Raw genomic sequence first — 26049 nt, 5'->3', positions numbered from 1 at the left:
TTTTAACCGTTATCAACAATCGGTTGTTTACCTGTTTGATCTTGCATTTGCTTTCCTTTATTTCCACCAGCTTTTTTCGATTGTGTTCCAATATGATTCGGTGCAAAGTCTTTTGAATTTTTTTTCGGATTACCCATTACTATCGCCTCCTTAACACTAGTATCGTACTAGTGTTAAGAATTATTCAGCTTGCTTAAAAAGTTTCATTTCATAACGTTTTTCAATGCGCTCTTCAATACGATCAATTGCCTCACGATCGCTTAATAATTGTTGTTTATTTTCATTTACAAGTTCTTCAAACGATTTACGGCGACTTCTTCTCATGTTGTTCACCCTCTCTCCTTCGCTTTCTTATTACATAGTATGAGCAAACAAAAAACTCTTTAATCAGATTTGCAAGAAAATTTTATGTTTTAGTACTCCTAAAAAAACTCCGTGTACAATATATTGCACACGGAGTTTTTTATACCATAATATTTAAATACTCTTTCAACTTTTCATCTGCATTCATTTCATTTTCTTTATAATCATGAAGCGCCTGTAATACAAAATCATACTGCTCTAAAATATAACTTTCTAATTTCATAACATCCTCTAAGCTATTAAGCATAATTCTCGTATTACCAACTTCACTTTTTAACGCCGGTTCACATTTTAAACTTGTACATATTTCTTTCACATCTTCTTCTAATATCTCTGTTAATACATATTTCTTTCGCCCTTTTACCTTTACTCTCATAACTGGATAAAAAGCTTTTATATCTAAATAACTTCCTACGTTCATACAACGTAGCCATTCTACATTACGTTTATTACATGCAAGTATTTCTTTCACCGCTTCATATACCGCAGTTTCATCAAGCATAGCCTTATTTACTTTTCGTTTCCCTTCTTCTTCAATAGCTGCACACTTTTGATAAACAGCAGCACACGTAATGCAATCGTCAAATGCATTATGAGAGCTTAAACGAATTCCAAGCATTCGTTTTAACGTTTCAAGTTTATGATTAGGTGCATGCTTCATGTATTTCTTCGCTAAAAACACAGTATCAATTACTTTATTTTTAGGTTCAGGCAACCCAAGCATATTTACATTACTTTTCAAAAAGCGCATATCAAAAGAAGCATTATGAGCCACAATAACATTTGTATGTAAAAATGCTAAAAATAAAGGTAACACTTCTTCAATCGTCGGTGCATCTGAAACGCGATAATTGGTAATACCTGTTAAACTCGTTATTCGGTCCGGAATTGGCCGCTCTGGATTCACGTATGAAACAAATTGATCTACTAATTCATGATTACGATATTTCACCGCTGCAACTTGAATAATTTTATCATTATAAGGGTTAAATCCTGTTGTTTCAAAATCAATTACAACATAATCTAACGGTAAGGATACATTCCCCACTCCATACACTCCTTTATCTCTAAACGGTTATATTTCTTACATCATATCATGAAGTGATTACTACTTGAAAAAGAAAAGGCAGAAATGGGAACTCTCCATCTCTACCTTTTCACCATTATTTTAATTTAGCAACTCTTTTCTCCATCTCTTTTTGTGTCATCGGCCCAATAAACTTATCTTGAATGACACCTTTTGTATCTATAAAATACGAAGTTGGAATCGTAATTACTTTATAAGCTGTTGTCACATCAATGTTCTTGTCCAATAAAATAGGAAAAGTAATTCCTTTTTCTTTAGCAAAATTGCTTACCTTCTCTTCCCCCCCACCTTTTTCTGAAGGCGTATAATTGACCGCTAAAATTTCTACGTTTTCTTTATGTTCTTTATAGAAAGCCTCCATATCAGGCATTTCTTGCTGACATGGTCCACACCACGTAGCCCAAAAGTTTAAAATTACTTTCTTTCCTTTTAAATCCGATAACTTTACATTTGTCCCATCTAACTTAGTTAATTCAAAGTCCGGTGCACTCTTCCCTATCTCAATACCATTCCTTGCGATAATCTCTTTCATCGCAGCTTCACTTTTTTCTTGCTTCACTTTTACCGCCTGCTCTTTATGACCAAACTGTTCATAAGCTGCATATCCCGCTAAACAAAGTAACACTACAATAATCGTAAGCTTCCGCCACATTTTATATCACCCTAACGTATTATCTTCTTTTAACACATTCATCAAAATACTATATATCTTATTTTAGCTTATACGGACAAGCTTGGAAATATTCAGAGTCGAAATAATCAGAATTTTTATAACAGAGATGAAATATTTACCTTTTCATCATATAATTAGAAATATATGTAATGTTTCACAATGAAAGGAGCTCCTATGAATTTATTTGAAAAAGTACTTCTATATATTCTTAGTTTTATATTTTCCCCAATCGGTATTATCACATGGATTATCTCACTATTTAGTAAAGACCCTGAAAAAAAACAAGTTGGACGTATTTGTCTCTATATCGCATTAATCTCTTTTATCCTTTGGGCAGGCCTCGGCATTATTACTTTTTTCACGATGACTACCATTACTACTATAGAATAGTTATAGAAAGGATGATTATTTTGGGAGAACACCCTATCACCAAAGAGCTACGCTATATACGAATATGCTTAGTTATTTTAGTAATCGTTCTTTTATTTTTCAACAGTGAAAAAGTCGTTGAAATTTCTACAAATCATGATTCCATAGAAAATGTTCCCACCAGTAATATGACACAAATTGCGGAAAATACATTCGCTATTCAAGAATATAATCCATTACTAAGTAGCGAACATACAATTAAGATTTTCAAATATAATCCAGATACAAATCAACTTACTCTCGTCAAAGAAGTTAATTCTAGTGATCCGAATTCTTATACTTATCAACTTAATGAGAACGAATAAAGTGAAACTTTATTCAGCCCTCACCAATCGGGCTGCCCGGCAAATAGCGGAATAAAGATACGGGCATTACATATCTCTTATCTTTTTGTTTGCAACTCTTTGTACAATGAGTTGCAATTTAATAATTCTCTAGGATTCCCACATTCCACAATAGTCCCATTCTTTATGACAACAACACAATCTGCTATCATCGCTCTCTCTACATCATGTGTTGCCACAATTCTCGTTACATCTCTTCCTATCCCTTCAATCATATTCCAAACCAGTTCTTGATTGCCTGGATCTAACCCAGCCGTCGGTTCATCTAAAATAATAAGAGTTGGATTTGATACAATCGCTCGCAATAATGCGAGACGTTTTCTTTCGCCTCCTGAAAACTCTTCACCGCTTTTATGTAGCACAGTTTGACTCCCTTCAGGTAACCCTCTAATAATCGGCGTTACATTTATAAGTTCACTATTTTTTTCTAACTGATTTTCTAAACACTCTTCCCCGAAATACATATTCTCTGTTACCGTCGTTCGGAAAAAACGTGGTTCTTGCCAAACTGTAGTCATACGAGCTTCATTACCATAATAAGCAATGCTACCGTTAGATGGTGTATACAAGCCCGTTATTAACTTTAAAAGCGTTGTTTTTCCTGCACCACTTTCTCCTACAATCATAATGAGTTCACCAGGATTAATTTGCAAATCAATATTATGAATTCTACATTTCTCTTCTTCACTCTCCTGAAATGAAACATTTGTTATTATCATCCCCATCGCTCTTTCTACATTACTATCTGCCACTCTTTTATCTAAAAAGGAAAAAACTCTATTTGCCGAAGCGACTGCAACTTGTGTCATCATTAATAAATCGCCCACATAACGGACTGGGAAAAAGAGCATTTCAATTGTAGCTAACACTGCAACAAGTGAACCCACTTCCATTTCCCCTTTCATTATTTTTTTTGCACCTACAATGAGAACAACGATATATGCTCCTGTTTCAATCACTGTTCCAACTACTCCAATGCAATGTTGCATCATCGTCTTCTTTACTTCTGTTTTATACGATTGTGCCGTTACTCCTTTAAATAAGCGAATGGCCCATTTTTCTTTTTGCAAACTACGTAAATCTTGTACTCCTTTTACAAACTGTGACACCATCTCTACGACACTTGACTGATTTTTTTGAGCAATGCTTGCAATATCTCTTACCTTTTCTCCCATCAGTATTGGAACAATTGTACTTAAAAATAAAAACGGAGTTACCCACAATATAAACTGTATATCTATATGTTGTAGTGCTATGAAAGCTCCAATAAATTGGGCAATAGCGTGTATATATTCTATTAATATAGAGCCATATAATCTGACCCAGTTCGGAATATCAGACACGACCAAAGTTTCTAACTCTCCTTGCTTAATCTTCTCACTCTCTTCAAACGGTAATGAGAAATAGTGACGCAATAATTCTATACGTTTCGTTTGTAATATACGTTGACTCGCTTTTGAACTTATATAATCAAATAAAAGATTGTTCGCCCACATTAAAAAGCGACTACCCGCAAACAAAGCTATATATAAATACGCACCTTTTAGCTCTCTTTGAATAAGATTGTCTACAATTAATCCCATGAAAATTGGGCGTGATAAATTTAAAATGGCAGCAATTATCCCACTACATACAGCTGCTATTACTAATATTTTCTCTTGTCGTAACGGCAACAATATTTTTTTATACTCTGTCATGACGTTTCCTCCATTTTTATAGTAAAAAGAAAGGGATGAAACCAAATGGTTTCATCCCTTTCCATAAAATAAGGAAGCTAACTATTGTTAGCTTCCTTATTGTTCATTTCAATTATTTAGTTCGACACTTTTGATTCTTCAATTTTCTCACGAAGAACCATTTGCAGAATACCACCGTGACGGTAGTAATCAATTTCAACTTCACTATCGAAACGAGCAACTACTTCAAATTGTTTTTCGTTGCCATCTGCATCAGTTGCAACTACTTTTACAAGATCGCGTGGTCTAACTGTTTTGTCGATTTGAATTTCAAATGACTCGTTACCAACAAGACCTAACGTTTCTGCACTTTCGCCATCTTTAAATTGAAGTGGTAGTACACCCATTAACACTAAGTTACTGCGGTGAATACGTTCGAAGCTTTCTGCGATTACTGCTTTAATACCTAATAAATTAGTACCTTTCGCAGCCCAGTCACGAGAACTTCCCATACCGTAATCTTTACCAGCAACAACTAGAAGACCTGTTCCATCTTCCTTATATTTCATAGCAGCATCATAGATAGATGTTACTTCACCAGTTGGCCAATATGTTGTATATCCGCCTTCTGTTCCTGGTGCGATTTGGTTTTTAATACGGATGTTCGCGAATGTACCACGCATCATAACTTCATGGTTACCACGACGAGAACCGTAAGAGTTAAAGTCAACTGGTTGTACGCCGTTTTCTAATAAGTAGCGTCCAGCTGGTGTATGCTTACCGATTGAACCTGCTGGTGAAATGTGGTCTGTCGTTACAGAGTCACCAAATTTACCAACTACGCGTAGGCCTGATAATGTTTCAACTTCACCTGGCTCTTTAGATAAACCTTCAAAGAATGGCGGGTTTTGAATATATGTTGAATCATTATCCCAAGTATATAAAGCTTCGTTTGAAGTTTGGATTTCATTCCAGCGCTCATTGCTGTTAAATACTTGTGCATATTCTTTCTTGAACAGTTCAGATGTAACAACGCTTTGAACTACATCTTCAATTTCTTTAGCTGATGGCCAAATATCGTTGAAGTAAACAGCATTGCCATTTGCATCTTTACCGATTTCATCATTTTTCAGGTCAATATCAACAGTACCTGCAAGTGCATATGCCACAACAAGTGGTGGTGATGCTAAGTAGTTTGCTTTTACAAGTGGATGAATACGACCTTCAAAGTTACGGTTACCAGATAAAACAGATGTTACTAGTAAGTCGTTTGCTGCGATTGCTTCTTCTAATTCTGGCGCTAATGGACCAGAGTTACCGATACAAGTCGTACAGCCGTAACCAACTGTTTGGAAACCTAATTGATCTAAATATGTTGTTAAACCAGACTTATCTAAGTACTCTGTAACAACTTTAGATCCTGGTGCTAATGATGTTTTTACATACTCAGGTACTACAAGTCCTTTTTCAATTGCTTTCTTCGCAACTAGACCTGCTCCAATTAATACGTATGGGTTTGATGTATTTGTACAGCTTGTAATTGCTGCGATTGCAATTGCACCTGTTTTCATCGTTACTTCTTTATCTTCTAATGTAACCTTCACTTCTTTATCGAACTCTTGCTCATTAAATCCAAGTCCTTGTGTTCCAACTGGTGCTACAACAGCTTTATGGAACGCATCTTTCATATCTGAAAGTGGAATTAAATCTTGTGGGCGTTTCGGTCCAGAAAGGTTAGATTCAATTGTATTTAAATCAATTTCAACAAGATCAGTATAGATTGGATCTTTACTGTCTGCTGTATAGAATAAACCGTTCGCTTTACAGTATTCTTCAACAACGCGAATTTGTTCTTCATCTCTACCTGTTAAACGTAAGTATTCTAATGAAATATCATCGATTGGGAAGAATCCACAAGTTGCGCCGTATTCTGGTGCCATATTTGAAATTGTTGCACGGTCAGCTAAAGGCATGCTCTTTAGTCCATTACCGAAGAACTCAACAAATTTACCAACTACACCTTTTTGACGTAATACTTGTGTTACTTTTAATGCAACGTCTGTCGCTGTAGTACCACTTGGAAGTGTACCAGTTAATTTCACACCGATTACTTCAGGTACTGGGAAGTATGAAGGCTGTCCAAGCATTCCTGCTTCTGCTTCAATACCACCAACGCCCCATCCAAGAACGCCGATACCGTTAATCATTGTTGTATGTGAGTCTGTTCCAACTAATGAATCTGGGTATGCAACTAAGTCACCTTCAGCATTTTTCACAGCATGAACAACTGGTGCTAAATATTCAAGGTTTACTTGGTGTACAATACCTGTAGCTGGTGGAACCGCACGGTAGTTATCAAATGATTTCTGTGCCCAGCTTAAAAATTTATAACGTTCTTCATTACGTTTAAACTCTAAGTCCATGTTGAATGCAAGCGCGTCTGCCGTACCCGCTCTATCAACCTGTACAGAGTGGTCAATTACAAGGTCTACAGTAATTTCAGGATTAATTTTGTCAGGATCTCCGCCCATGTCTGCCATTGCTTTACGAAGCGAAGCCAAATCAACAACAGCTGGAACACCAGTGAAATCTTGTAAAATTACACGAGATGGTTTAAATGGAACATCGATATCTTGAACATCTTTCGTTCCCCATTTCGCTAAATTTGTAACATGCTCTTCTGTGATTACACGTCCGTCTACTTGACGAAGTACTGATTCAAGTAAAACTTTCACGGAATATGGTAATTGAGATACGTTGCCAACCCCTGCATTTTCAAGCGCTTTCAAATCATAATAATGATACGTTTTTCCATCTACTTCAAAAGTTGCACGTGATTGAAATGGATTATGTTTGACCATTATGTTTCCCCCCTGTTAAACGTGACTAAGTTGTCTGAATATAAAATGTAGACAAACTTTTCAATACCTTACGATAATATCTTATTACAACTTTCTAAATAAGTAAATAATAAGAAACTTATAGATTATCATAAGTTTTCTTTATGTTTCTAAATTTGAATAGCTTTCATGCTCCTTATGAATACTATTATCATAAAGTAAAGTGCTCTATCCGCGGTTTACTTATAGTTCGTACATACTATGAACTGCTCATCATTCAACATACAAAAAATGTTATAGAGGTGAAATAAAATGGGTAAAAGAAAAGCAAATCATACTATTTCAGGAATGAATGCTACATCTGCACAAGGACAAGGAACTGGTTACAATGAAGAATTTGCAAACGAGCCTTTAACTCCAGCAGAGCGACAAAATAATAAGAAACGTAAAAAGAACCAGTAAAGAAAAATCCCAAAAGGTCTATTTTCCTTTTGGGATTTTTTCTAATGTTTATAACGTAGTAATTCCGAAACCGTTACAAATCGATAGCCCTGCTTTTTCAGTTCAGGTAAAATTTTTGCTAGTGCCGCTACCGTTTGACTACGATCATTTCCTCCATCATGTAACAATACAATATCGCCACTTTTAGCATTTTTCACTACATGATTTACAATGGATTCAACCCCTGGATTTGCCCAATCACGTGGATCTTGATGCCACGACCATAGAACAGTTTGATAACCAGCTTCTTTCGCTGTTTTAAATACAGCGTCGTTAATATATCCGCCAGGAGGACGGAATAACAAAGGTTCTTTCACCCATTTTTCAAAAAATTTCTTTCCATCTAAAATATCATTTTCTAATTTTTCATCTGATGAATTACTCGCATACAAATGATTCATCGTATGATTTCCAATTTCATGTCCCTCTTTTAACACTTGTTTCACTAAATATGGATTGCGCTGAACTCGAAATCCAATCATAAAAAATGTCGCTTCAGCCTTATATTGACGTAATAAATCTAAAACTTGTGGTGTATACGTTGGATCTGGTCCATCATCAAATGTAATTGCAATAATTTTTTCATTATTAGGTACTTCCCATGTTACATAACCAGTTGGTTCTAACTCTTTTCTGAGCAACATTTTCGCTTCCACTTTTTCCACTTGAAATATATGTACTGCACATAGCAAAGAAAAAACTAATAGAAAAATTTTCTGTTTTAGCATAACGTTTACTAAAGCAGCAAGGTTGTCGAATAAACAACAACCTCATTTACTTTTCTAATTGATCTACATTTCGCATTATATTTTGGAGATTATTTTCATATTGCTCAAGTTGTGGACGTTGTGTTTCTGAAGCTACCTCTAGTGCATTTTGAATTTGTTCATATGCTTCCTGAACCTCTTGGCGTAATTCTTTTAAATCATGACCGTAGTTTGGATCATTTTTCACAATGTTGTTAAATGCATTTTCTGCTTGTGTAACGCCTTGCTGCGCTGCTTGAAACGCTTGTTGTTTATCTTTATGATATGGCATTATATAATCCCCTTTCTGTAATAGTTAGTCCCAATTATCTTTACCTTTTTTTCTAAAAACATTCTCGTATAAATTTGCAAACTTCTCTCATTCTAAAGAGGAAGAGGAGGTGTCACATACCATGGGAAAAAACAATCGTGAAGCAAAAGAAAAAAAAGGACAACCTGAACCATTAAGCGGATCTCATAAAGTAAAAAACCGTAACCATTCACGCCAAAAACATCATGCGCATCATGATATGTAAAACAAAAAGTGCACACTAGCTATCTTTTCCACATACAATGTTTATATTTTTCCATTTATTCTTCACCCCTAATTCATTCATGCATAACATAGTATGAATTGAGATTTTACGGAGGGTGTCTTACATGGGCAAGAAAAAGAAGGATTGTCTTTTTCATGTTGATGGTTTCGAAGAATGGATGGATCAATTTTGTTCTGACTCTTGTAGTAACTTTAGTTTCCCAAATCAAATTCATATTGACCTTTGCGAAACGGAACAAGAATACATTTTGGAAACAGATGTACCAAATGTAACTGAACAAAATGTAGTCATTAAAAAGATGAAGACAGGCCTAACCATTTGCATACTTCATAATAATATTTCTTTACAGCGGATCATTCCTTTACCCGATAATATTATTTATAAGAAGATGCTAGCCTGCTTAGAAAATGGATATTTAGCCATTCATATTTCCAAAAATGAAGTTGCTGATAAGCATGAAATGAAAGTTCTTTTTTCAAATTAAGAGTTAATATAATACACACTAAGCCCCAGTTGGTTACTGGGGCTTATGTTATTTCGCATGCATTTCTATATTAGAATTTCTATCATATCTTTTTTTCGATAAACCTTTTGTAACTAAAAGCACAGGAAATGCCACAGTTGAAAATATAGCTAGTGCTGAAAATACTGCAAACCCATTTTGGTACCCGTAGTAATCGAGAAGTACTCCTCCAAACCACGGACCTATTACTGCTCCAATTCCCGAAAAACCCATCGCACCGAAGTATGTTCCTTTTAGATGCGCAACAGCAATATCATCAATAAATACATCCGTCATCGAAAACATTAAGACTTCTCCAATTGTAAAAATAATTGTACAAACGGCAGCACCTAGCATAGATTCTACTATTCCAAAGCCAAATAATCCCCCGCTCACAAATAAAGTCCCAACCATAATTGATGTTAACGGTGTATACTTTTTGCACATTTGAATAACAGGGTATTGGATAATCACTACAACAATTGCATTTAAAGCGAGCATATATGAGAATAGCTTCACCCCATCCTCAAATATATGTGCATTTGCAAAATATTGAGATACTGTCGTCGTTAAATGTGAAAAACCGCAATTACTCAAAATAATACCGACTAAAGCAACTAAAAATACTATATCTTTTCGCAATATACGCATTGCATTTAACATTGTAACAGGTTTTTCTGTACTCACTTTCTTTTTTTCCATTGGATACTTCTTAAATTGGAACGCTAATATAGCTGTATATAGAATATATACCCCAGCTGCTACTAAAAAAGGAATTGTTGATTTTGCACTTCCAATCTGTAATCCAACAATTGGTCCAATAGCAACTCCAACATTTATTGCACCGTATCGTAAGTTATAGACGAGTAACCGATACTCAGGCTTTGTTAAATCTGATAATAATGCTCTTGATGTTGGCTCAAAAAACGACCTACATAATCCATTTAAAGCGTTTAATAAAAAGAAACTTAAAACATGATCCGCAAGTGAAAAACCTATAAACACAAAAATCCAAACGATCATGGACCAGAGCATAATTGTTTTCCGGCCAAATCGATCTGATAAATTCCCTCCGATAAAACTAGCAAAAACACCAACAAGTGCACTCGTTCCGATAATAGCACCAGTCATTCCAGCTGATACACCTTTAACAGTCGTTAAATAAATCGCTAAAAAAGGGATACTCATTGAAGTTGCAAACCTAGCAAACAATGTCCCTAAAATAATACTCATTCCAAGCGGATGAATATGCTGTAGCTTCCCCTTCATCGTTAAACCTACTCTCTCTATTTTCACAAAAAAAAGAAAGCAAAGGATCTGCTTTCTTTTCCTTTTTCTATACTTGAGCTGTTGATACCCGAGTTGTTCTCGTTATGTCCATATCAATTCCATATGTGAACTGTAATTCTTTACACACATCTTTAATTAAGATTGCGACATTATACTTTTCATTAAATTGTAAAACTATGTTTTCTACTTCTTCATATGTATACTTATATTCCCCTGTAATGACACTTTTTAGATCAAAGCATTCGTTAATACAAAGTTGTACAAGTAGCTGGTCATATTTCTCTATTACATCTTCTTTCTTCCAAAGTAACTCTTTTACATATAACCGATCAAACTTCACACTTTCTCGATTACAATCCGTTAAAATCCGGGTCATTTCATTTAATTCTCGATATAATTCAGAAATATTTCTGCTTAAACTAAGCAGTTTATCTACGCCGTTTTCATATAACATATTCATTCCACCCCCGCATTTTCTTTTTCTTATTATAGCAAGAAAATTCTAAAAATAGTTTCTTTCTTCTGAAATATTAGGAAACTAATTTCAATTGCTTTACAATGAAACTAGTTAATGCGGGAGGAGAAAGAAAATTGGAGCACAAATTATATTACACTGACGCTTATAAGCAAGACTTTACTACTAAAATTATAAAGCAAGATTATGATAAAGACGGTAACTTATACGTTGTTTTGAATGAAACAGCATTTTATCCGACAGGTGGCGGACAACCATATGATACTGGTACATTAAATGATATCAATGTAATCAATGTAGAAGAGATAAACGGCGAAATTCGTCACTACATTGCAGAACAATTACATACAGAAGACGTAGAAGGTAAAATCAATTGGGATCGCCGTTTTGATCATATGCAACAACATGCAGCTCAGCACATTTTATCTGCTGCTTTTTGGGACCATTTTAACATGCCTACAATTGGATTCCATCTTGGTAAAGAAACAGTAACAATTGATTTAGAAACAGAAAATCTTCATGCAGAAACGGTTGAAAAAGCAATACAAATTGCAAACAAAATTGTTTTTGAAAACCATCCAATCCGCATCCAGTGGATGAACTTAGAAGAAGCGAAAAGGTTGCCCCTTCGTAAAGAACCGACTATGACAGAAAATATACGCGTTGTTATGATCGAAAACTTTGACTACAACGGCTGTGGTGGAACGCATCCGAAACGAACTGGTGAAGTTGGTCCTATTCAAGTACTAGGATGGGAGCGCAATAAAGGTGGTATACGCTTAACGTTTATCGCTGGTTGGCGTACACTTAAATTAATGGGACAACAGCAACAAATTATGAAAAATGTTTCTAAACAATTAAACAGTAGCGAAACTGATATTCCAGCAAAAGTGGCGCAACTGCTTACTTCTCAAAAAGAAAACGAAAAAGCAATACAAACAATGAATGAAAAATTATTATTTGCAGAGGCAAATGAACTACTTCAACACCCTACGGAAATACATGCCGGCATACTTATTTCTAAAGTATTTACAAATCGTTCTATGCAAGAAATCGCAAAGCTTTCCGCTATTATTACAGAACAACAAGAGCATGCAATTACGTATTTCGTCATCGAAAATGATGACAAACTACAATGTATTCTCGCTTGCGGAAAATCAGTATCGCTCGATATGAATGCTCTTTTAAAAGATGCTCTTCCTACAATCGAAGGAAAAGGTGGCGGAAATAAAAAGAGTGCCCGCGGTGGCGGGAAAGCAATTATGAGTGGAGATGAATTTTTAAATCAGCTTGTTTCTTCTTTACAGTCAGCAGTTTAAAACATGTTATGAAGGATAGCGAAAGGCTATCCTTCCCCTATATTTACAGACCTATATTTTGTTTCAAACCTTGATAACTCCCTGCATTTACAAAACCTTCACTTATAAGATTGATAAAAGTTTCCGAAAAACCATAATGACTTAAATCTTTAATCGGCACCATTTGCACATCATGAATTGGATTATGATCAAACTCGTTAGAAGGTAGCATAATTTCACCTTCAATCCTTTTAAGCAAAAACGTTATATGTAATAAAGACGGGCGAGCATCTGGTTTATCACAAACATAGAGTAGCTTCTGAATGTTAACTTCTAACCCTGTCTCTTCTCTCATTTCTCGAATCATTGCTTCCTCTAACGTTTCGCCATTCTCCACTCTTCCTCCAGGTAAAGACCAATTCCTATTAGCAACTTTTTGCTTTACTAGCAATAATCTTTCACCTTCAATTAAAATTCCCGTAACACGAACTTGCATTACATTTTCCATATGTAATCTCCTCTTCCCATTATATTTACAAATTAACCCTTCCATAAAAAGAACATACGTTTTATAATTAAAGAAAATTATGGAAGAAAGTAGTTGTTACATTCATGCGTCCACCTTTAACAAAGTCTATATCAATTGAAGATTTCCAAAACTATTATTGGTTAAAAGCAGAACTCCAAACATTTTGTCGTGAGAATGGGTTGCCAGCTAGTGGCTCTAAGATCGAAATAACCGAGCGTATCTCACATTATTTAACTACTGGTAAAATATTAAAAAACAGCTCTGTTCAAAAGGTGAGTAAAGCTTCCCTATCCTATAAAGACCTTTCTCTTCAAACGATTATTACTAACAATCACCGCTGTAGCGAAGAGGTTCGTGCTTTTTTCAAAGAAAAAATCGGAGCAAACTTCCGCTTTACAGTAGCTCTTCAAAAGTTTTTTAAAGACAATGTTGGAAAAACATATGAAGACGCGGTAGCTTTTTGGCATGAAGAAAACAAACGAAAAAAAGACCCTGCATACAAAACAACTATCGGTGCACAATTTGAATACAATCGCTTTACTCGTGACTTTTTCGAAGATCCAAATAATAAAGGGAAAGCAAAAGCTGATGCGATTGCTGCTTGGAACGAAATGAAAGCGAAACCTGGTAGTAATGTTTATGTTCCTCAAAAAGTAGAAAACTAGTTACCTCGCTAGTCTTCTACTTTCTCAAATAATAGCGCAATCCCTATCCCGCCTCCAATTCCTAATGTAGCAATTCCATATTTCATAGACTCTCTTTGTGCCTGATAAAACAAACGTGTTACAAGCATAGCACCAGATGCGCCGTACGGATGACCGAGCGCAATTGCTCCACCATTTACATTTACTTTTTCGTACGGAATTTGTAACTCTTTTGCGCAAGCAACAACTTTTGAGGCGAATGCTTCATTTATTTCAAAATAATCGATGTCCTCTACTTTTACATTCATTTCGTTTAATAATTTGTTCACCGCAAATATCGGACCAGTCCCTGGAAGATTAGGATCCACTCCCACTACAGCACTACGAACGAAACGAAGGACAGGTTTATACCCTAACTTTCGGGCTTGTCCCTCTTCCATTACAAGAACAGCACATGCCCCATCATTTACACCACATGAATTACCTGCCGTCACTGTTCCATTTTGTAAAAATGCGGGCTTTGTTCTTTTAATGATTCGTTCATAATTCATTTCTGGCTTTATAGATTCATCTAATAATCCATTAAAAGAAAATATTTCATCATGTATATATCCTTTTTCTAACGCTTGCAGTGTCCGCTTATAACTAAGACAAGCATACTCGTCTTGCATTTCTCTCGTTATATTATAACGCTCCGCAACATATTCAGCCGCTACTCCCATGTCAGGATCACCAATTGTTTCAGGTGAAAATCGTGCTCTTTTTTGAAAAGGTGACGTACTTGTACTCTCTACTCCCCCGGCGATATAACACTTACCTGCCCCGCCTTGAATGAGATGACACGCAGTTCGAATTGCTTCTAAACCAGCACCACATTGCCGATCAATCGTTACACCAGGAATATGATAGCCAAGTCCCGCCTCTAAAGCAGATAGTCTCGCAACATTCCCTCCTGGCCCAACAACATTACCTAATATGACATCATCTATTTCCCTCTCAATCCCTTTACTTAAAAACGTAAGAAGCGGCGTTGTTAATTGCTGAACTTCATACTCTTTTAACATCCCATTCTTCTTACCAATAGGTGTTCTTTTCGCCTCTACAATAACTGCTCTATTCATATATTTTCTCCCGGTTTTCAATCATACTTTTTGCTTCCATACGAGCGATTTTCCCACTATTTGTATAAGGTATTCCATCTACAAAATGCCATTCTTTCGGTATTTTAAACGAGGATAATCGTTGTAAGCAAAAACTCTTTAATTGTTGTTTTGTAGCACTTCCTTTTACGATCGCGACCGGCTTTTCACCCCAGTAACTATCTTTCACACCAATTACAACTATTTCATCAACAGCTGGGTGTTCATGTAATACACTTTCTATTTCTTCTGGATAAATATTGATTCCTCCAAATAAAATCATATTCTTCTCTCTACCAACAATATATATGAAGCCTTCTTCATCTTCATAGCCTATATCTCGCACTGTCATCCAGCCTTCTGCATTCAACTCCCGTGTTAAAACCCCATCTATTATGTATCCCATAAAAAACTGATCACTTTTCACATAAACAGTTCCTATTTCACCTTTTTGTACTTCTTCGCCTACTTCATTACATATTCGAACTTGCACATTATGACAAGGTTTTCCTACTGAATTTGGCCTTCTTTCGCTTTCTGCATCGACTAGTGCTGTTACAAAACTTAACTCTGATGCACCATAAAATTCATATCTTTTCGCATAAGGAAATATATTCTTTATTTTTTCTTTCGCTTCAGCTTCCCATTTCGCTCCTGATGAAATAATTTTCATTTTATTTTCTATTAATCTATTTTCTTTATATAAAGATTCAAGCATTGTCGGAACTGTATACATAACCGATATATTTTCAGTTTCTAACTTATCTAATACTTGATTCGGAATGAACTTTCTCATAATGTGCACTGTTTGTCCTACATATAATGCACTTATTGCCCCGTATAAGAAAAGAGAATGAACGAGCGTCCCAGCTATTAAAATTGAATCCTCCCTTTTCATATGAAAGTCATGTACATTACAATCAAAACTATGAACCCACGATTGCTGTGCACGTAAAAATGCTTTTGCTGTTCCTGTTGATCCTGATGTAAATCCCATATAAAAAGGAGCATGTTGTACACTTTCTACAGTGGAATATGTAGGAAGATATTTCTCTATCATTCTTTTCCACTCATCAATTTCAATTACTCTTCCTTCTTCATCCAATAGATCATTCACCTTATATCGTTCTGTCACAATCATATCCGGATTACTAATTTCAATTCTTTCTCTGAGCTCATCTTGTTTCCACTTTATATCTAACGGAACACAAACCCACCCGGCCATAGCGGCACCAGAAAATAGTTGTAAAAACTCTATACGATTTTCTAATAGGATTGCTATCGTTTTATTCTTCGATTTTTTTTCATTTAACCACCTTGCTACTTTACAAACTGATTCAAACCACTCTTTATATGTTAAAACTCTATCATTTTCCTTTATCGCTATTTTATTTGGTTGTAAAGAGGCATGCTTTTTATATTCTTTTGTAATCCCCATATGAGACGTCCTTTCTTTACAATAATAATAAAAAGAAACACGCAATTAACGTGTTTCTTCCCTTTATCATCCCGCATTTGTATATTTTCCATTCTTTAAAGCGGGCGTAATAATATGTTTCAATGAACGATGTAATTTTGTTACGAGAACTGCCGCAATAATTGCTTTTATACAATCCCCTGGTAAAAACACAGCACTCACTTTCATTATCTCCCATACAGAAACATCCATTAAGAACGCTTGTACAGTAATACCAAATACATAAACTACGAAAATACCACCAATTATATTAATACATAATACTTTTATAATAGAAACTTCACGTAAACGCTCAATTAAATAACCAATAACAAACGCCCCAATGATGTAACCAAGTAAATATCCTGCACTTGGTCCAACAAATACACCAAGGCCACCACGTCCACCAGCAAGCAATGGTGCTCCAACTCCTACAATAAGTAAGAAAATAAGCTGACTTAACGCACCTAGACGTGATCCTAACAACCCACCCGCAAGCATAACACCGAGTGATTGCAATGTAATTGGAACTGGTGTAATAGAAAGAGCAATCGGAGGTATTAACCCTAACACTCCCATAATAGAACTAAATAAAGCGACGAAAACTAAATTTTTTGTATTCATATTTGCTTCTCCTATTTGTAAACTTAAAATTGTTTTTAGATAACATATCACAAAAATTATATTATCTTTCCACCCCTCTTTTGTCAACCGTTAATGTATTAGAGTTTACAAATAGAAGTTCACTTATTTCTCTCTATGCAAATGCTCCAGTTCTTTCCGAAGCGCCTGTTTTAAAAACTTCCCAACAGATGTTTTCGGTATTTCTTCCATAAAGACAATATCGTCTGGCAACCACCACTTCGCAAACTGTGGTTTTAAAAACTCATATATTTCTTCTTTTGTAACCGTACTATTTTTCTTTTGAACAACGCAGGCAATTGGTCGCTCTTGCCACTGAGGGTGAGGAACTGCAACGACAGCCGCTTCAAATATAGCATCATGTGCCATTAAAGCATTTTCAAGATCGACCGAAGAAATCCATTCTCCCCCGCTTTTAATAACATCCTTCGTACGGTCAACAATTTTCACGCAACCTTCCTCATCCACTGTGACAACATCACCAGTATATAACCATCCATCGCGAAAACCTTCGACAGTACGATCATCGTTATAATAGCTTTCAGCGATCCAAGGTGCTCGTAAACATAATTCTCCCATCTCAGTACCATCCCACTTCACGTCACCATTTGTACCGACTACTTTCATCTCGACACCAGGTACAAGATATCCTTGTTTAGAGCGAATTTCTAGTTGCTCTTCATACGATACTTCCGTTTCATAACTTTTTAAACGCGCAAGTGTTACGAGTGGACTCGTTTCAGTCATACCATATGCATGTATGAACGGAACATTATGTTTCTGTTCAAATGCTTTAATAACACTTTTCGGCGCAGCTGCACCTCCGCATAGTATTCTCGTCATACTAGATAAATCGTAACTATTATTTTCTAACTCTTGTAATACGCCGAGCCAAATTGTCGGCACACCCGCAGCTAACGTCACTTTTTCTGATTGAATCATCTCTAATAAAATTTTCGGAGTAAACATCGGTCCTGGAAGAACTTGTTTTGACCCAAACCAAGTAGCAGCGAAAGGAAGTCCCCAAGCGTTCACATGGAACATCGGTACAATCGCCATTGCAGCATCACTTTCCGATAAAGCAGCTGTATCCGCTAAACCGAGTGCCATACAGTGTAATACAGTACTACGATGCGTATATACAACACCTTTCGGATTTCCTGTAGTCGCTGACGTATAACACATACCAGCTGGTGTATTTTCATCAATATCTTTTACAAATTGGAAATTTGGATCGCCTTCTTCTAATAGCTTTTCATAATGATATACAGGCTTCAGCGTAGTGTTTGGGAGTTCATCTTTATCAGTCATAATAATGTAAGCTTGTACAGTTGATAATTGTGATTGAATATTTTCAACAAGCGGTACGAGATCTTCATCTATAAGTAGAATTCGGTCTTCTGCGTGCTGAATAATATATGAAATATGTTGAGGAGATAAACGAATGTTAATTGTGTGCAAAACAGAAGCAATACCTGGAATAGCAAAATACGCTTCCACATGCCGATGATGGTTCCACGCTAATGTTCCTACACGTTCACCTTCTTTAATTCCAAGCTTTTTCAACGCACTGGAGAGTCTTCTCGTCCTTTCCCCTAACTGCTTATACGTTAACGTTGTAACTGTATCATGCGTCCGTGAAACAATTTCTTTCTTCGAAAACAGTTTCTCTGCTCTTTCCATCATAGAACTAATTGTTAGCGGTACATTCATCATCATATTGGTTATATCCCCCTTTAAAGCGTTTTCATTTTTTCGTTTATTATAACAGACTTCCGCAAATGATTACGACATTTTTCTGTATTTTCTGAATTATTTCTTTGGAAATAATTCAGAACGATAAACTATCTATCTTTTTTCTTACTTTCTTTTTCAGTTTAAAAATAAAACGATTACTGTATTCCTTATTTTCTACTAAAATTCGATATATCTCCCATACTCCGAACACACGAACAAAAAGATAAACTCCGATTTGTTGTTATCAAAATAAAAAAACTCCTTGATTCATTTAAAGGAGTTTTCAATGTAAGATATTTCATTGATTCATATATCCTTCTCTAGATATACAATATCTTTTTGTATCGCGATTCTTACCTTTAATAAACATATCCTTCTGAATTGTATATTTGTACTCCATATTCAAACGTTTCATTAATTTTTCAGATGCTTCATTTTCTGAATCACATCCCGCTTCAATACTATTAAGATGCAACTCATGAAAACCATAGTAGAAAAAAGCTAATGCAGCCTCCGTGGCTAATCCTCTTCCCCAATATTTTCGAGATAAGGCGTATGCAATTTCTGCTGTATGTGTGACCAAATCATATTTTATAAATCCACACGTGCCTATAAGTTTTTTCTCCTCTTTTAATACAATTCCAAGAGGTGCTACTTGCCCTTCATTATATTGCCCCACAATTTCTTCTACATAGTTATATGTGTCACATAACGATTGATGAGCATCCCATACAGTAAAAGTTATCATCTCTTTATCTGTAGCATACTCATATATATGTAAACTATCACTCATATTCATTTTCCTTAACATAAGTCGTTTCGTATACAACGTTGGATATGACCATTTCTCAATGATCATAACGGCTTCTGCTTAAACTTTTCATAATGTCGTACTTTTAATAGAAGGATATTCCCGCAATCTGTACAAATATAAGCATCCACCGGTGAAGATGTGAACATCGTTTCCTTTTTCCGTATTTGTGCATATCCGACAAACTCACCTTCTCCTATGTTTTGAGAACCACAATTAGAGCATGTCTGCACGGTTTTTTGTTTCATGAGAGCACCACCTTTAATCTGTTTCCACTCCCTTCGACAGCTCACTTCCATTTCCCTTCCAAAAAACCTCTTATTCTCTCACATTTCAACAGGAATCTCAAAACAAAAATCGTATATGTACTATGAAATATATTTATTAACGGAGGAATTTTATGACTACTGTTATGACACTCGATATAGCAACAGAAATTGAAAATGCAGAAATTGATATGCTCTCTTCTAGATTAGAGAGACTACAAACAATGAGCGGAAACCCAATGCAAGTGCAAATGAAAAATTTCGGTAGTGCCACTGCCTTTTCATCAAAAATAATTGCCGGTCCTGCTTTTAATACGGTAAAAGGTATTACAAATGCAGATGCGATTGATGCAATTATTTCTTATTATGAATCACTACAAATTCCTTGCCGTTTTGAAATTACACCAGCGCAAGGCACAACTGAACTATTTCAATACTTATCTCAAAAAGGTTTTTACCAATCTAGCTTCCATACTGCTTTGTATAGTATACCGAGAGAGAGTTCATCACTTCTTCCTTCTAATATTACATTACGAAAACTGAAAGAAAATGAATTTGATATTTTTGCAGACATATATGTACGTGGATTTAATATGCCATCCTTTACAAAAGATAGCGTACGCCAAAATAATGAAATTCTTTACAATGAACCAGGATGGCATTTTTTCATAGCTGAAGTTCAAAATATCCCTGCTGGTATTGGTGTCCTGTATATAAATAAAGGTGTCGCATCATTAGCTGCTTCTGCTACTTTACCAGAATTTCAGCGTAAAGGCTGTCACACTGCATTAATTCAAAAACGAATTAAGACAGCTATTGAATCCAATTGTACTTTAATAGTTGGACAAGCAAGGTTCGGTAGCGGCAGTCAAAATAACATGGAACGTGCCCACATGAAAATTGCTTATACAAAATCAATATGGACCGCAAAAGACATATAATTTACTTTATTTCTCCTTCCGTTACATTTTTAAACATTTTATGACAAATCCTTTTCTATCCTATTAATCATTTGAATATTCAAACTAGATTTGTTACGATATTACTAGATACATCATTCAACTTGCAATATGAAAAGAGAATTCTAATCAAACTACAAGGAGGAGAAATGTATGACTAAACATGATCATGGTTTAAAAGAAAAAGTAGAAGGTGCCATTGATAAGGTAAAAGGTGAAGTAAAAGAAGTTGTTGGGAAAGTAACTGACAATAAGAAATTACAAGCTGAAGGAAAATGGGATAAGGTGAAAGGCACTGCTAAAGATACAGTTGGTAATGTAAAAGAAAAAGTACATGAATATAAAGAACACAAGAAAGAAAAATAAAAAAAGAGCCCATCGGCTCTTTTTTTATTTTCCTTCATTCTTCTCTAGCACGTATAAATCTTCTTCCATATTCGTTAATTTCTCACTTACAAGCTTTCTTGCATCTCCAATTGCTTGATTATATGCAAACGGTCCAACTAATTTAATCATTTCTTCTATTAAACGCTCTGCTTGGAAACGTCCAATTTCATCTAAATCTTCTTCCATAAAAAATTGCTGAATTTGTGCTACAAGTTCTTCTTTTTTATCATTTGGTATTTTTATATTCATCATCGTTGTTACTCCTCTATATTTAAGATAGTATCTTCCTTAACTCTACCATAGAAAAACGATTACCAGGACAGCTTTTTGTAACTCCTTCTAACTCTCTATGACCGAGTATATTTTCTTTCTTTATAGCAAATTGCTTCATAAACAGTTTACATAAAGAATATAATGCATTCACTTGCGGGGGAGTGGGATCGTATTTATCGAAATTTCCCGTCATACATATTCCAATTGTATGGCGGTTATGGTCTTTCGCGTGCGCTCCAATATGTAAACCTCGTCCTTCCACTACAGTTCCATCCTTTTCGATAAAATAGTTGTAACCAATTCCGCTCCACCCCCTTACAGTTTGATGAAATTCATGCGTTTTATACACGTCCCATCCATCTTCAGCTGTATGGTGAATAATCAGTTTGTTTACTTTTTCTAAAGGAACTAATTCATCTTGAAATGTTAGATTGACACGTTTAATTTCCATTTGAACTGCCTCCTCTTAAAAATCAATCATAATAATCGTTTTATCATCTGGCCTTATTCTCTTTTCCGCTTCTAGCTCTTCAATAATTGCTATATATTCGTTTATACTATTCTTTCTTATATATGCAACAGTTTGTTCTAATGACCAATCTGGGTGAAATAACCCGTCTGAACAAATAAAAATCCCACTCACTTCATCTGTATGTAATTCACCATTTTGTAAATAATGTATCGCTTCTTTCATTCCATTTGCAACTGAATAACCATTTGGCATATTTGCAAGATAACGATTGTATTTTAACTGTTCTCGAACATCTTGAAAAACATATTCTTCTGGTACAGATAACCCTTTTTTACGATCTTCTTCCCTCTTCTTTTTTGCTCTTTTACTAATTCCTTCAACTGTGTCTTTCGTTAATACTTGCATCGTTCCATTTTGAAAAGTTGCGACAATCATACAGTCCCCAAGCTGCGCATATTCAATTTTCTCACCAACTATTTGGACTGCCGCGATACATGTGCACCACAAATGCTCTTTTTTTCTCGTGTCTACTTCATATTCTAACATTTTGCTTTGCAATGCTTCATTTGCTTTGGCAACTGCAAATTGTAAACTATGATTCTCTCGTAATGCAGTAAAATAACTTGCAAATAAATGCGAAGCGATGTATGCTCCATTATGTCCCTTTTCATCACGAAACGGGACAAGTGGTGTTGCACCGTCACATACACCATAAATCTTTTTTTCTTTATTACAAAAATAAGAATCCTCACATTCTTGCTTCAACGGGCTTTTCTGTTGATATGTTTTTATCTTCACAACTGTATCCCCTTTCAAATGATAAAATACTCAAATTCTTTTGATTAATCTAATTTACCTAAATAAACTGTTTTTACCCAAAACTTTCAATATCATATATAATCTTGAAATAATATGAATTTTTCAGTGAAGGACGGGAAAGAAATGGTCAGATTCCTTGGTGTTATTATCGGTTCTATTATTATTGCGGTTGCCTTTAATCTTTTCCTTATCCCCCACAAAATTTTAAGTAGTGGAATTGGCGGAATTGCTATTATTTTAGGGATTGTAACCCCTGTAAACACAGGCATTATTAACTTTGTATTAAACTTACCTATCCTTATTTTAGGGTACATAGGTCTTGGAAAAAAAGTAATTTTTAACACAGTTGTCTCTGTAGTTGTATTATCTGTTGCATTATACTACGTTCCAGTAAAAGTCGTAGCAACAGATCCATTGTTATCTTCTATCTTCGGAGGTGTAATCGCCGGAGCTGGTATTGGTCTTGTTTTTAACTGTAATGGATCCACTGGTGGATTTGATATTATCGGTATGCTTTTATCCCGCAAGCGAGACATTAAACTTGGCGGATTCCTTATTATTTTAAATGCAGTCGTTGTAATAATCGCAGGATTCTTCTTCACCTGGGATGTTGCACTTACAAGCTTACTTTCAATTTATGTAACTGGTAAAGTAATTGATGCTGTTCATACAAAACATCGTAAAGTTACACTTATGATTGTAACAAATGAAGCAGAAAAAATGAAAAAACAACTTCTTTCAACTGTTGTACGTGGAATAACGTTACTTGATGGCGAAGGTGCTTATTCAAGCGAGAAAAAGCGTGTACTTATGACCGTCGTTTCTCGTGAAGAATTAGCAAGTATGAAACTAACAATTTCTGAAATCGACCCGAATGCTTTCGTTAATATTACAGAAACTGTAGAAGTGTTAGGACTTTTCAGAAGAAGTTAAAGACTAGGTGGGAATCCACCTAGTCTTTATTTTGCATAAATTCAATTCGGTTTCCAAATGGATCTGACACGTAAAATCGAATTACATCTGGCCGTGCATAATCATCAATCACTTTAACACCTTGCTCTATAAGTGTTTGCTTAAATTCATTAATTTCATTCACATAAAAAGCTGGATGAGCCTTTTTAGCTGGTGTAAAGTTCCGCTCGACACCAATATGGATTTCTTGATTTCCGCATTTAAACCAACATCCACCTCGTTTTTTCAACTCTTCTGGCTTTGGAATTTCTTCCATACCAATCGTATTCCCATAAAAATCACGCGCCTCTTCTTCACACCCTACAGGTGCAGCTACTTGCACGTGATCAATCCCTTGAATATAATTTTTCATTTTCTCTCCCCCTCCTCTACCCTAATGTTATACGGAAAACAGCCGTCTGTAACTTACAAAAGGTTTATAAAACAATATAAGCTCCCCTTATTACCATCCTGCATTCACCTTGCAAAAAATAAAAAAAACAAAATTTATTCTATAACTTCCATTTTTTATAGAAATACACATTACATCTATATTATAGTTATGAATAGACAAATCTTTTTAGATGCTATTTGTACGGAGGAACTATTATGAGTCGTAAAAAATATTCACCAACTCAAAAAAAACGTCATCCGAACATTTCTAGACGTTTGCGAAACCATATACAAGATCGTTCATTAACAGAAATGTACGCATCTCTGTTCGAACACAATCCTGATAGTATTATTTCATTAAATTTAGAAGGAGTTATTCTACATATAAATCCTTCTGCCGAAAGAATATTAGGTTACACTTCTTTAGAATTAGAACAGAAAAATATTACCTCTATTTTAGAAGCCCATATTTCTGAGCAAGTATTACAAAATATAAAGAATACTGAAGCGGATAATCAACAAGAGTATATCTTATCTATTTATCATAAAAATGGATTCTTATTAGATGTTGTGACAAAACTAGTTCCTATTTTTGTTCAAAATCGTCTTACTGGCGTATATGCTATTATGAAGCCGCTTGAAAAATCAGAAAGAATTGAGAATATGCTAAAAGAAAGTGAGAAGAGATTACGTACATTAGTAAACTCCATGCCTGCCTTTGTTATATTTAAAGATCATGAAGGGCGCTGGCTTGAGGCAAATGACTACGCACTTTCTTGCTTCAATTTCCATCATGTACCTTACCACGGGAAAAAAGATAGCGAACTCATTCAATATAATGAAGCATACCGAGAAGCTTTTTTACATTGTGAAGAAATCGATGAACTAGCATGGCAACAAAGACAAATTCTTCATGGCGAGGAATTTATTATACATAGAGATGATTTCGATCTAATCTTAAGTATATCAAAAGTTCCGCTTTATCATCCTGATGGTTCTCGCAAAGGTCTTATCGTGATGGGGAGAGATGTTACTGAGCTAAAAGAAACTGAAAAGTTACTACGAAAATCTGAGAAGCTCGCAGTAGTCGGACAACTGACAGCTGGAATTGCCCATGAAATTCGAAATCCACTCACTTCCCTAAAGGGTTTTCTAACGTTGCTCCTCCCTGAAATAAATGAGGAGCAAAAATGGTATATCGATGTTATGTTAAGTGAGATTTCACAAATGGAATCCATTACGAGTCAATTTATGGCGATGTCTAAGCCACAAGTATTATCTATCCAAACTTGTAACATACAAACTTTAATTGAAGAGGTAGTTACATTTATTTTACCGACTGCAATTATGCATAGCGTTCATATCATCATGGATCATTTTGATTACGTATATGATATTCAATGTGACGGTAACCAATTAAAACAAGTTTTTATAAACATATTAAAAAATGCGATAGAAGCGATGCCAAATGGCGGAAATATTTTCATCCAAACAAAACCATTAGAGGATAATTTCATCTTAATACGAATTATCGATGAAGGTTGTGGCATTCCAGAAGATCGTATCTCCCGTCTAGGCGAACCTTTTTATAGTTTAAAAGAAAAAGGCACAGGACTAGGATTAATGATGTGTTACAAAATAATTGAAGAACATCATGGTAAATTACACATTTCAAGCGAATTAAATAAAGGTACAATTGTTGATATTGAGCTACCACTTTCTTCATCTCATCTTGCAATCCAGTCTTAAATAAAAAAGAAGCATCTGCTAATCGTTAGCAGATGCTTCTT

At 35.2% G+C, this 26049-nt stretch carries 32 protein-coding genes and 1 pseudogene; 11 read left to right on the top strand and 22 right to left on the bottom strand.

Annotation, left to right across the window (positions count from 1 at the left end; translation table 11 throughout):
• Nucleotides 1–2: 2 nt before the first annotated feature.
• From sspN to MKY38_RS04255, 4 genes are all read right to left on the bottom strand, one after another.
• Nucleotides 3–137 carry an acid-soluble spore protein SspN gene (gene sspN / locus MKY38_RS04270; RefSeq protein ID WP_000527987.1) on the bottom strand — a complete coding sequence of 45 codons (135 nt, stop codon included), beginning with the start codon at nt 135–137 and terminating at the stop codon, nt 3–5.
• A gap of 43 nt (nt 138–180) precedes the next feature.
• Nucleotides 181–324: an FbpB family small basic protein gene (locus MKY38_RS04265; RefSeq protein WP_001254703.1), complete on the bottom strand. Its 144-nt coding sequence runs from the start codon at nt 322–324 to the stop codon at nt 181–183.
• 139 nt (nt 325–463) lie between these two features.
• On the bottom strand, nt 464–1411 hold the full coding sequence (locus MKY38_RS04260) for a 3'-5' exonuclease (RefSeq protein ID WP_065224108.1): 948 nt from the start codon (nt 1409–1411) through the stop codon (nt 464–466).
• A gap of 115 nt (nt 1412–1526) precedes the next feature.
• Nucleotides 1527–2102: a redoxin domain-containing protein gene (locus tag MKY38_RS04255; protein ID WP_065224107.1), complete on the bottom strand. Its 576-nt coding sequence runs from the start codon at nt 2100–2102 to the stop codon at nt 1527–1529.
• Between the two features lie 195 nt (nt 2103–2297).
• Here MKY38_RS04255 and MKY38_RS04250 point away from each other — a divergent pair, with 195 nt between their 5' ends.
• Nucleotides 2298–2513: a hypothetical protein gene (locus MKY38_RS04250; protein ID WP_065224106.1), complete on the top strand. Its 216-nt coding sequence runs from the start codon at nt 2298–2300 to the stop codon at nt 2511–2513.
• Nucleotides 2514–2524: 11 nt separating this feature from the next.
• Nucleotides 2525–2857, top strand: a complete 333-nt coding sequence (locus MKY38_RS04245) for a YmzC family protein (RefSeq protein WP_074555548.1) — start codon at nt 2525–2527, stop codon at nt 2855–2857.
• Nucleotides 2858–2934: 77 nt separating this feature from the next.
• Here MKY38_RS04245 and MKY38_RS04240 read toward each other — a convergent pair whose 3' ends face one another.
• Nucleotides 2935–4593, bottom strand: coding sequence for an ABC transporter ATP-binding protein (locus tag MKY38_RS04240; protein WP_065224105.1), 1659 nt, complete (start codon nt 4591–4593; stop codon nt 2935–2937).
• Nucleotides 4594–4709: 116 nt separating this feature from the next.
• Nucleotides 4710–7433, bottom strand: coding sequence for an aconitate hydratase AcnA (acnA, locus tag MKY38_RS04235; RefSeq protein WP_000238565.1), 2724 nt, complete (start codon nt 7431–7433; stop codon nt 4710–4712).
• 291 nt (nt 7434–7724) lie between these two features.
• Between acnA and sspO the strand changes: the two genes are divergently transcribed.
• Nucleotides 7725–7874, top strand: coding sequence for a small acid-soluble spore protein O (gene sspO / locus MKY38_RS04230; RefSeq protein WP_000518058.1), 150 nt, complete (start codon nt 7725–7727; stop codon nt 7872–7874).
• A 41-nt stretch (nt 7875–7915) separates the two neighbouring features.
• On the opposite strand, the gene pdaB is transcribed toward sspO, so the two are convergent.
• Together pdaB and MKY38_RS04220 are read right to left on the bottom strand one after the other, a co-directional pair.
• Nucleotides 7916–8641, bottom strand: a complete 726-nt coding sequence (gene pdaB / locus MKY38_RS04225; protein ID WP_061665781.1) for a polysaccharide deacetylase family sporulation protein PdaB — start codon at nt 8639–8641, stop codon at nt 7916–7918.
• A 46-nt stretch (nt 8642–8687) separates the two neighbouring features.
• On the bottom strand, nt 8688–8951 hold the full coding sequence (locus MKY38_RS04220; protein ID WP_001146295.1) for a hypothetical protein: 264 nt from the start codon (nt 8949–8951) through the stop codon (nt 8688–8690).
• A 121-nt stretch (nt 8952–9072) separates the two neighbouring features.
• Between MKY38_RS04220 and MKY38_RS04215 the strand changes: the two genes are divergently transcribed.
• Nucleotides 9073–9195: a small acid-soluble spore protein P gene (locus tag MKY38_RS04215; protein ID WP_000517649.1), complete on the top strand. Its 123-nt coding sequence runs from the start codon at nt 9073–9075 to the stop codon at nt 9193–9195.
• Nucleotides 9196–9319: 124 nt separating this feature from the next.
• Entirely contained in the window at nt 9320–9700 is a 381-nt protein-coding gene (locus MKY38_RS04210) for an Hsp20/alpha crystallin family protein (RefSeq protein ID WP_000516749.1), read from the top strand.
• A 48-nt stretch (nt 9701–9748) separates the two neighbouring features.
• Here MKY38_RS04210 and MKY38_RS04205 read toward each other — a convergent pair whose 3' ends face one another.
• Together MKY38_RS04205 and MKY38_RS04200 are read right to left on the bottom strand one after the other, a co-directional pair.
• The gene (locus MKY38_RS04205; protein ID WP_000676812.1) at nt 9749–10987 is read right to left on the bottom strand and encodes an MDR family MFS transporter; all 1239 of its coding nucleotides are present in this window, start codon (nt 10985–10987) and stop codon (nt 9749–9751) included.
• 67 nt (nt 10988–11054) lie between these two features.
• Nucleotides 11055–11462, bottom strand: a complete 408-nt coding sequence (locus MKY38_RS04200; RefSeq protein WP_000965149.1) for a hypothetical protein — start codon at nt 11460–11462, stop codon at nt 11055–11057.
• Between the two features lie 137 nt (nt 11463–11599).
• On the opposite strand from MKY38_RS04200, the gene MKY38_RS04195 reads away from it, so the two are divergent.
• Nucleotides 11600–12802, top strand: coding sequence for an alanyl-tRNA editing protein (locus MKY38_RS04195; RefSeq protein WP_006927344.1), 1203 nt, complete (start codon nt 11600–11602; stop codon nt 12800–12802).
• Between the two features lie 43 nt (nt 12803–12845).
• Here MKY38_RS04195 and MKY38_RS04190 read toward each other — a convergent pair whose 3' ends face one another.
• Entirely contained in the window at nt 12846–13289 is a 444-nt protein-coding gene (locus MKY38_RS04190; RefSeq protein WP_114555912.1) for an NUDIX hydrolase, read from the bottom strand.
• A 104-nt stretch (nt 13290–13393) separates the two neighbouring features.
• On the opposite strand from MKY38_RS04190, the gene MKY38_RS04185 reads away from it, so the two are divergent.
• The gene (locus MKY38_RS04185; protein ID WP_001247730.1) at nt 13394–13975 is read left to right on the top strand and encodes a DUF6434 domain-containing protein; all 582 of its coding nucleotides are present in this window, start codon (nt 13394–13396) and stop codon (nt 13973–13975) included.
• An 8-nt stretch (nt 13976–13983) separates the two neighbouring features.
• On the opposite strand, the gene MKY38_RS04180 is transcribed toward MKY38_RS04185, so the two are convergent.
• From MKY38_RS04180 to MKY38_RS04150, 7 genes and pseudogenes are all read right to left on the bottom strand, one after another.
• Entirely contained in the window at nt 13984–15075 is a 1092-nt protein-coding gene (locus MKY38_RS04180; protein ID WP_001078005.1) for an acetyl-CoA C-acyltransferase, read from the bottom strand.
• Complete coding sequence (locus tag MKY38_RS04175) at nt 15068–16531, bottom strand: acyl-CoA synthetase (protein ID WP_341048151.1); 1464 nt, start codon at nt 16529–16531, stop codon at nt 15068–15070. Before MKY38_RS04175 ends, MKY38_RS04180 begins: the two co-directional genes overlap by 8 nt.
• Nucleotides 16532–16597: 66 nt before the next feature.
• On the bottom strand, nt 16598–17173 hold the full coding sequence (locus MKY38_RS04170) for a biotin transporter BioY (RefSeq protein WP_001093333.1): 576 nt from the start codon (nt 17171–17173) through the stop codon (nt 16598–16600).
• Between the two features lie 123 nt (nt 17174–17296).
• Complete coding sequence (locus tag MKY38_RS04165) at nt 17297–18910, bottom strand: long-chain fatty acid--CoA ligase (RefSeq protein WP_000980205.1); 1614 nt, start codon at nt 18908–18910, stop codon at nt 17297–17299.
• 112 nt (nt 18911–19022) lie between these two features.
• Nucleotides 19023–19163: pseudogene (locus MKY38_RS04160) on the bottom strand (helix-turn-helix domain-containing protein); the annotation flags it as partial.
• A 63-nt stretch (nt 19164–19226) separates the two neighbouring features.
• Nucleotides 19227–19787 carry a GNAT family N-acetyltransferase gene (locus MKY38_RS04155; RefSeq protein ID WP_000582837.1) on the bottom strand — a complete coding sequence of 187 codons (561 nt, stop codon included), beginning with the start codon at nt 19785–19787 and terminating at the stop codon, nt 19227–19229.
• Complete coding sequence (locus MKY38_RS04150; protein WP_000810948.1) at nt 19784–19987, bottom strand: hypothetical protein; 204 nt, start codon at nt 19985–19987, stop codon at nt 19784–19786. Before MKY38_RS04150 ends, MKY38_RS04155 begins: the two co-directional genes overlap by 4 nt.
• A 152-nt stretch (nt 19988–20139) precedes the next feature.
• On the opposite strand from MKY38_RS04150, the gene MKY38_RS04145 reads away from it, so the two are divergent.
• Nucleotides 20140–20946: a GNAT family N-acetyltransferase gene (locus MKY38_RS04145; RefSeq protein WP_000214346.1), complete on the top strand. Its 807-nt coding sequence runs from the start codon at nt 20140–20142 to the stop codon at nt 20944–20946.
• Nucleotides 20947–21117: 171 nt separating this feature from the next.
• Nucleotides 21118–21330 carry a CsbD family protein gene (locus tag MKY38_RS04140; protein ID WP_000160410.1) on the top strand — a complete coding sequence of 71 codons (213 nt, stop codon included), beginning with the start codon at nt 21118–21120 and terminating at the stop codon, nt 21328–21330.
• 24 nt (nt 21331–21354) lie between these two features.
• Here the strand turns inward: MKY38_RS04140 and MKY38_RS04135 are convergent, their stop codons facing one another.
• Genes MKY38_RS04135 through MKY38_RS04125 form a run of 3 tightly spaced genes read right to left on the bottom strand, consistent with a single transcriptional unit; the run spans nt 21355 to nt 22912 of the window.
• On the bottom strand, nt 21355–21603 hold the full coding sequence (locus tag MKY38_RS04135; RefSeq protein ID WP_000981066.1) for a DUF2164 domain-containing protein: 249 nt from the start codon (nt 21601–21603) through the stop codon (nt 21355–21357).
• Between the two features lie 19 nt (nt 21604–21622).
• Nucleotides 21623–22075 (bottom strand): peptidoglycan recognition protein family protein, encoded by a 453-nt coding sequence (locus MKY38_RS04130; RefSeq protein WP_000404001.1) that lies wholly within the window; start codon nt 22073–22075, stop codon nt 21623–21625.
• Between the two features lie 15 nt (nt 22076–22090).
• Nucleotides 22091–22912, bottom strand: coding sequence for a protein phosphatase 2C domain-containing protein (locus MKY38_RS04125; RefSeq protein ID WP_114555913.1), 822 nt, complete (start codon nt 22910–22912; stop codon nt 22091–22093).
• A gap of 126 nt (nt 22913–23038) precedes the next feature.
• On the opposite strand from MKY38_RS04125, the gene MKY38_RS04120 reads away from it, so the two are divergent.
• Entirely contained in the window at nt 23039–23848 is an 810-nt protein-coding gene (locus MKY38_RS04120) for a YitT family protein (RefSeq protein ID WP_000251344.1), read from the top strand.
• Between the two features lie 19 nt (nt 23849–23867).
• On the opposite strand, the gene MKY38_RS04115 is transcribed toward MKY38_RS04120, so the two are convergent.
• On the bottom strand, nt 23868–24239 hold the full coding sequence (locus MKY38_RS04115) for a VOC family protein (protein WP_000800772.1): 372 nt from the start codon (nt 24237–24239) through the stop codon (nt 23868–23870).
• Between the two features lie 236 nt (nt 24240–24475).
• Between MKY38_RS04115 and MKY38_RS04110 the strand changes: the two genes are divergently transcribed.
• Entirely contained in the window at nt 24476–26008 is a 1533-nt protein-coding gene (locus tag MKY38_RS04110) for a BA3702 family sensor histidine kinase (RefSeq protein ID WP_000087650.1), read from the top strand.
• Nucleotides 26009–26049: the final 41 nt, after the last annotated feature.

Source organism: Bacillus sp. FSL R5-0585, assembly GCF_038004545.1.
In the GTDB taxonomy this organism is placed as follows: Bacteria; Bacillota; Bacilli; order Bacillales; family Bacillaceae_G; genus Bacillus_A; species Bacillus_A cereus.
The sequence above is the reverse complement of the archived record's forward strand: the minus strand, read 5'-3'. Positions and strand labels throughout refer to the sequence as shown.